General features: G+C 37.4%; 7 protein-coding genes. All 7 read right to left on the reverse strand.

What is annotated here, in order from left to right:
* Positions 1–111 precede the first annotated feature (111 nt).
* Positions 112–735, reverse strand: coding sequence for a hypothetical protein (locus KDK15_RS04755; protein WP_257294218.1), 624 nt, complete (start codon positions 733–735; stop codon positions 112–114).
* Positions 735–2,762: a DEAD/DEAH box helicase gene (locus KDK15_RS04760; protein ID WP_257294219.1), complete on the reverse strand. Its 2,028-nt coding sequence runs from the start codon at positions 2,760–2,762 to the stop codon at positions 735–737. The genes KDK15_RS04755 and KDK15_RS04760 overlap by 1 nt, the downstream gene beginning before the upstream one ends.
* 403 nt (positions 2,763–3,165) lie before the next feature.
* A complete protein-coding gene (locus tag KDK15_RS04765) occupies positions 3,166–4,248 on the reverse strand; it encodes a leucine-rich repeat domain-containing protein (RefSeq protein WP_257294220.1) in 1,083 nt (360 codons plus the stop codon).
* A gap of 276 nt (positions 4,249–4,524) precedes the next feature.
* Positions 4,525–5,277: a hypothetical protein gene (locus KDK15_RS04770; protein ID WP_257294221.1), complete on the reverse strand. Its 753-nt coding sequence runs from the start codon at positions 5,275–5,277 to the stop codon at positions 4,525–4,527.
* Positions 5,274–5,843, reverse strand: a complete 570-nt coding sequence (locus tag KDK15_RS04775; RefSeq protein ID WP_257294222.1) for a ComF family protein — start codon at positions 5,841–5,843, stop codon at positions 5,274–5,276. The genes KDK15_RS04770 and KDK15_RS04775 overlap by 4 nt, the downstream gene beginning before the upstream one ends.
* Positions 5,844–5,928: 85 nt before the next feature.
* The gene (locus tag KDK15_RS04780) at positions 5,929–6,399 is read right to left on the reverse strand and encodes a hypothetical protein (protein ID WP_257294223.1); all 471 of its coding nucleotides are present in this window, start codon (positions 6,397–6,399) and stop codon (positions 5,929–5,931) included.
* A 3-nt stretch (positions 6,400–6,402) separates the two neighbouring features.
* Positions 6,403–6,987 carry an SHOCT domain-containing protein gene (locus KDK15_RS04785; RefSeq protein WP_257294224.1) on the reverse strand — a complete coding sequence of 195 codons (585 nt, stop codon included), beginning with the start codon at positions 6,985–6,987 and terminating at the stop codon, positions 6,403–6,405.
* Positions 6,988–7,076: the final 89 nt, after the last annotated feature.

The following is a 7,076-nucleotide window of genomic DNA, read 5'->3' on the forward strand; positions in this document are numbered from 1 at the left end:
ACCTTCCTCGCCAGAAATCAACCCGGGCTTGTGCAACAACAGGATAAGATTGCGGTTGGGCGCAATCTATCCTTATTCGTTAGGTTTCTTTTGTAATGTCCACAATGCTTTTCAGGAAATGAAATGGCAGTTGGTTTCAGCTTCTACCATGTCAATTATTGTCTCTTTAGATATCCTATCTCTCAGTCCAATTTTGAATGTTGAGTCAGAAGAATAAAAAATATCATAATGATTTAAAGGGTGGATATCACCATTGACATGATCTTCGTCATAGTCATACCTTAGATATCCATCTTCAAATAGCAATAAATCTTGGACTAACGCCCAAAGGGATGGATTCGTATCTGCAAGCTCCATTATTGGTTCAAAAAATTCATATAATTCTGAGTCTTTAATTTTATCCGCATCAGAGAATAAAGAAATAATATCTGAAGTTAATTTGTTATCGATTTCGTTAATTCTTCTGCTGGAGATGAAAATTTGACCATCTGACTCTGATATATTAAATGGGAAATTTACTGAGAAATACTTGTTTTCCGTAAAGAAAAAGAGTCGGCTCATCTTCGATTTTATGAGAGTGATTTCTCCAGATGTGTATTCCTCAGGTGCCTGCTCACCAATTATAACTATTTTGACAGTTCTCATAAGTGCGACGATAACGTCGCACTTATGCCGTATAGGCTTGAAAAACTGATCAACCTGTCTTTGATCAATCTTAAAGCTAAACCGCTTCATTATTTACTGCTGCTCACCATCTGTCTGTAGTTGAATTCAGCAATTTCCATAACTTTGTCATAGTCAAAGTTATCTTTAGCGATGCTTTGAACAATGGTGTATAGAGGCTTTCTGAATATAGGCATAACATCTAATTCATCAAAAATCCCAAGCACAAAATCATAAAATGAAATATTATCATCATCGTACTTTATAGTCGTTTTTATTCGGTCTTGCTCTTCTCTAGATGGAGCGACAACTTCGAGATGACCATTGCTTTTAATAGTATTTAGACCTGATTCAATACTACCGATAAGTTCAGCGTTACTATCTTGAGACAACAAAAGATAACTTTTTAAGAATGATCTTGTGAGCATCATGTAAAGAGCATTTCTGTAACTTCTTGATGGCTGTAGTTTTTTAGTAACGCATATTACAAATGGGAACTCTAACCCTTTTACATTGTTTCTGTTGCTAACAAATAGAGTGTCAGGTATTTTCTCTTTTGACTCATAAGATTTATTCACTTCCCAGCCAAATTCTCTTGGGATTGAGATCTCAAGGCGATCTGCTGATGCATAAGTATTTTTCGAATTATCAATGAAGATGATTCCGATATCATCAGCTAATACTGTAGGGTTATCTTGGCGAATTTCCCTTATAATATCGATTATTTTTAACTCAGCATCTTCTCCTAAATCTTTGCTTGTTTTAACAATCTCAATGCTTGAATAATTTTCACTTTCTAAATCTTCGAAACGTCTTAATGGCTCTCTAGATAAAGAATATAAATCTTCGTTATCGCTTTTATTAACAACATAGCCACATGCTTTCCATTCTTTATCTTCTAACCATCTTAGCTTAGGTGTTTCAAATAAGCCCATCCCCAATGCGTGCGCGAACATTAAGGTTTTGGGGTCTGTTCTGTAACATTTACTAAGTAAATAGTCAGGTTCAATTTCACTAATGATATTGCTATCAAATATACTTTGAAATATATCACCAGCAACATAAATGTTTTTCGCTGTTACTTTTTCACAGAGCTCAAAGAATGATTGCGGAAAATCTTGGCTTTCATCGATCAACATATAATCGAATGCGAAACCATGCTGATCCATATCTATGTTTTTTAAGTGTTCTATTGCTTGTTTGCAAACTGCTTCGAAATTATTGCTCGGCCTATAACGCAAAAAAGGAATGTTGTAGAAATCACAGATATAACTATATGCACCTGAGTGTTTGTTGCTCTGCGATCCCCAAGCATTAACACACCAAAGTCTTTCAAACCACTTTATCTGTTCTTCAACTTTCATAAAGTCAAAAAACTCAGGAATTCTATTTCTGAGATTATCAGCAAGGATTTTATTATGACATGTAAAAATTAACTTACTCGTTTTATCTTCAACATAAAGTTCTTTAAGTTTATGTAATAGAAGCTCAGTTTTTCCCGTACCAGATAACCCTTGAGTAGTTATTCTTTTACTGCTCGGTTTTTGATATACAAATCTAGTTTGATCGCCATCGAAAAGAAGAATTTTTTGTTTTACTTTGTCTAAAATATTGTCAGGAATATTTCCTTTGACTTTTTCAATGTCATTTATGCTGCCAGTGAGTAGTGAAAGGAGTAATTCACATTGCTTTTTATTTTCACCTCCACTAAGGATAATATTATCCATTATCTCATTAAAGCTTTGACCACTGCTGTATGTTTCTTCTGCTATCAGAGTTTTTTTCCAAGCTCTAGGACGACCAATAATATCTTTATATCTGTACTTATCAGATATTGATCCAAGATCCTCTATAAAATCATTCACATATTCTTCGAAAGAATCTTCATCATCCCCGAAATGGACAAACGTTATTTTATAACCTGGCGCAAGCAGGACTAAGCAATCGTTGTACTCATAAGAGTATTTGCTATCACCTAAAGGCTTATCAATTAAATATATCTGTTTCTTGTTTTCTACAGCATAAGATTCAGCGGCATCAATAAAAGCCGAGTTTAACTCGTTCTTATCTATTTGTTGAAAAAAGAAACTAGAAGCCATTTTTAACCATATCTCTGTTGTAGTGTATTTAAATACAAGGATTATACCACTATGTGTGAAATAGTGATATTTGCACGATGCTGAGGAAACTTAACACCACGCATCACCGGCAGCAAAGAGCAGAGCGACGAAGGGCGGCGCTTTTTGCTGTCCGGTGCATGCGATTGTTATGTGCTCTGTTGCAGTTCGCTTAGTAATGATTCTAAAGCGTCGATTTCATTTGTTGAAACAGAGTTCATATTTAGAGCTGTTACCAAGTAGTCGGTAATATTTTCTAACTGATCTTCTGGTATGTCAGAGACACGCAATTAATGCAAGCTGACTATTAATCTTTTGGCATTCGGCAGGAGATAGATCGCCGCCCATTTTACTCATGTATAGTTTTTCAATACTCATATTGTCGCTACCCTGTAACCTCTAGATTAGATGTGTCTGTATTTTCCAGCCAATAGCTCAAATTGTCTTCTTTTATGACGCCGTTGGAATCGAAATAATTGTAAACCTCAAAACCGTTAGCAGATAGCGGTGAGTACTTTGAGCTGAGGTGGATTTTTACACCCTTGATATCCAGCTTTCTCAGATTCCGGAGACCTGTCATTTCTATGGGGAAGTCTAAAATTGGGTTATTTCTCAATGATAGCGTCTGCAAATTCTGAAGTTGTCCAATTTCTTTTGGCAGGGTTGATATTTGGTTGTCGTCTAAATCCAAACGCACCAAACTCGAAATGCTACAAATTTCTTGCGGGATTTCTGAAATTTGATTTTCATCAAGGCAAATAGCCTGTATGTTTTTTAGCTTCCCGATTGATGCCGGCAACTCGGATATATTACATGAAGGAAGATGTAAAAATTCCAAGCCCATCAGTTCGGATTTGCTTCGCGGAAACCCTGTTTGACGATATGCTGGCGAGTCGAAAGGCTTTAAACTAGGCAGATCATTTTGCTCTGCCCAAGAAATTAATTCTTCAGCCCAATCGTCTCCATCACCAACATATTCATAATCTTTCTGTCTCTCCGCCTCCGTAATCATTTTGCGAATTTGTTCATCATGTTGCTGGTCACTAATTGCGTTGACCAGCTCTAAACCAGAAATACCAATCAGATTGGAAATATAATTGACTATTTTGATTGCATCATTAACTTCAAATGCAATGCTTATCGGTGCTTGATTTATTCCTGATGCGCTCATAACAATGGCGTCTAGAATTTCTTCGTTTGTTAGTATGTGTTTTAGATTTTCATATTTTGAAATACCAAGAGGCACATCCTGAGCATACCTGCCTAAATAAAATTTCTTCATGATATTGTCAGCTATTCGCACCCTGAACTCTACCATCAGATCAGTATTTGAATTTAGCTGAGTGCATAGATGCAGCAGTAGCTGCTGTGGGCCTTCTGGGCCATCAATTTCATAACTGGAATTGTTTATCGCCCCAGTGTATTCACTAGAGCTTATTCCACTCGCATCAGCAAAGCTCCTTGCCACATCATTACCCTGACTTGCTGCTTCAATTTCTTCAAGAATAAATTGATACGCGAGTTCTTTTGTAGGCAGCTTGTTGCTTATTACTTCAGCAAAACGCCTTGTAGCATGATCAATCCCATCTTGGTCAATCAGCTTCTCGACTTCCGTTTTTTTTTACCAAATAGACCAGACATAGGTACTCCTTATTGATGAGTTAAAGCACATAACGCCGCGCTCTGCGGCAAATTTGGAGCGCAGCGTAAAATTTGTCCGACAGCAGCGCCTTGTTAGGTGAATTCATAGCAGGCTTAATTCTTCAGGTGGGCGATTTTTCTTAATCCAATCTTCAATCCAAGATATAAAATCGTCAGTGAACTTAATACCCTTTACCACACCGTGATATTTATCAATCATAAATAGGTTTTTGAAATCATCTGATGGCAAATAAATGCCATCTTCCTTTTTGATAATTTTGTTTTCCAGAAGACATTTATTTAAAGCCCTTGTATTGCTGAAAAACTCCTCTCCTTCACTTTGTAGATATTCAACAACTTCAGCGGCGGTATATCCGTTATTTTTTCTGAATATAAAATCAATTTCGGTTTTTGCTATCTTTGATGGAGGAAGATATGAATCGACTTCCTTTAGATATACTTTCACTTTTTTATCATTTTCCAATGCTCGATTAATATTTGCATAGCTGCCTTTGCTAACGCCATCCCACACTACAAGACTGTAATCACTTTCAAGTGTCATGGCAGCATCTTTTTCTTTTTGTCTCTCACGTTCTTTTTTTGAATCGCTTTGAACATTAACAAATTTCGACTTAAATCCTGACGCTTTATAGCGTGGAGATTGATAGATCGAATAAACTACAACAGAGTTATAGCCAACCTTTTTGCAATAATCCTGCACCATTGTATCAATGCCGTTCGCGTCACCCACTAGTATTTCGATGCCGCCCTTACAAATGGCATCGATACTAGACTTCACACAATTTGGCAGCTTTTTAATAGTGATTGAACCTGATATAAAAACTCTTTCACTCATCTGTTTACTCTCGTCTTTGTTAGCGTGACGACATAGACGTTTTGAACCTGGCCTTCGTTATAAAGAACTTTTGTAATTTCATTTAATGTTGTTCCCGATCGGAACAAATCATCAAATAAAAGAATTTTACCATTTTTATACCTCAGATCATCCACCTTAAATGCACCGGCAATGATTTTTTCCCTTTCAGCCTGATCGGTTACTCCTTTCAACTGATCCGTTGGTCGGGTCTTAATTAGATAATCGAGGTCATGCGGTATACCTAAGGCTTCACTAATCTTCTTTGCTATCTCCTGAACAGGTTGAAGCTCCCTACTAAATGATGGTGGGACAGAGATGATTGCATTTAAGTATGGAGTCACCACTCTTGTGCGAAGAAACTCCACAGCAGTTTTGGCTAGCGGCTCAATTTGAGAATAGTCAGAGTGATATTTTAACTGATTCAATGCCTTTCCAGTGTCCGTGTACGTAGTATCAAACCCTCCATCAGGGAGGGGAATGCTACTAACTGTATGTAAATCAATTGCCCAGCCAGCCTTCCAATTTCCATGTATTTCGTAGGACATATGCTTCTATTCACCTAACGCCTTGCTCACCGGAAAATTAGGAGCGCAGCGAGTAATTTTTCCGTGTGCAGCAACTTGTTATATTTCAATTGTACTGCTCCATGAATGAATCAGAGAAACGACGCCAAAGTGGCATTAAATTCTCCAAGTCCAGCTTTTCATCTGATAAATCAGCTTGGTTCTTCCAGTGCCCTTTTAAATGTTCAGGCTTCTTCGGTGTTGGGTAGCGTCCATCCCAAATAACATATTCAGATAGCACCTGTAGTATTTTGTTTTCGCTTTTTGAAGTAGGCAGGTTTGCGGTATTCGCCAAGGCGACCAAATCATGAGTGGGGTTAAATTCTGTATCAGAACCAATGCAATGTGCCTTAAAAAGCAGTTCGAAAGACATTCCTATAAGCATCTTGTAAGTTGCCCAGCAATTAATCTCTAAGTCTTTTTCGCTTTGCATGGCCTTCCATAAAGTGCGAGCAGACACCAAAAGATCATGTGACTTATTATGCCAATAGCCTGATGTTTCTTGACGTAGTTCGAATTGCTTGTTGTAAAGATCCATTTTTCAGTTTCGCTTTAAAAGCTTGGTTCTGGCTTCGTTAAACTCTTCTTCAGAAATGTGACCATCTTCTTTGAGCTTTGCCCATTTTGTTAGTTCGTCAGCTACAGAATATTGTTTAAGCTTTTCGCCTTTTATTATGTCTACCTCTGTCTGATTTATTGAGCCATTGTCTGATTTTGGTTTTGTTGAAAATATTCCATTAACCTCAACCCACTCTTTGTGCCTATTCATGGGGGAGTAAAATAAAACCTGAACCACAATCAAATAGGCAAAAGCAATTCCAGCGAACATTAACGAAACAAAGAACTCATCATCGTAATAATAGCTTCGCTCCGCACTGAAATACTTATTGCCCCAATAAATAGAACTCAGAGTACAGCCGATGAGTGCTAGCCATGTATAGCCCTTAAAATTTTTGACCGCGGTGTCAATACTGGAGAAGTCTTGATTCTTCTTCATCATATATATGCCAAAGCCCAAAAATATGGCAGGGATTATACCGAACAGAAAAATTAACGAAGGGGCCAACAAGAGCGAAAAAATTAGTAGCTTACCTTGGTCGGCACTACTCATAGGTTGATTTTGCAATGTACTCTCCTTTTGAAATATAACAGTCGTTTAAACGAATCAGTTTCGCATAACATACTGTAGATTCGCTATACGTACCAGCCGACACC

This window comes from Endozoicomonas sp. YOMI1 (assembly GCF_024606345.1).
Lineage (GTDB): Bacteria > Pseudomonadota > Gammaproteobacteria > Pseudomonadales > Endozoicomonadaceae > Endozoicomonas.

Excerpts from the sequence above, each read along its gene's own strand:
- KDK15_RS04755 (WP_257294218.1), bottom strand. The coding sequence starts at position 735 with ATGAAGCGGTTTAGCTTTAAGATTGATCAAAGACAGGTTGATCAGTTT.
- KDK15_RS04760 (WP_257294219.1), bottom strand. The coding sequence starts at position 2,762 with ATGGCTTCTAGTTTCTTTTTTCAACAAATAGATAAGAACGAGTTAAAC.
- KDK15_RS04770 (WP_257294221.1), bottom strand. The coding sequence starts at position 5,277 with ATGAGTGAAAGAGTTTTTATATCAGGTTCAATCACTATTAAAAAGCTG.
- KDK15_RS04775 (WP_257294222.1), bottom strand. The coding sequence starts at position 5,843 with ATGTCCTACGAAATACATGGAAATTGGAAGGCTGGCTGGGCAATTGAT.
- KDK15_RS04780 (WP_257294223.1), bottom strand. The coding sequence starts at position 6,399 with ATGGATCTTTACAACAAGCAATTCGAACTACGTCAAGAAACATCAGGC.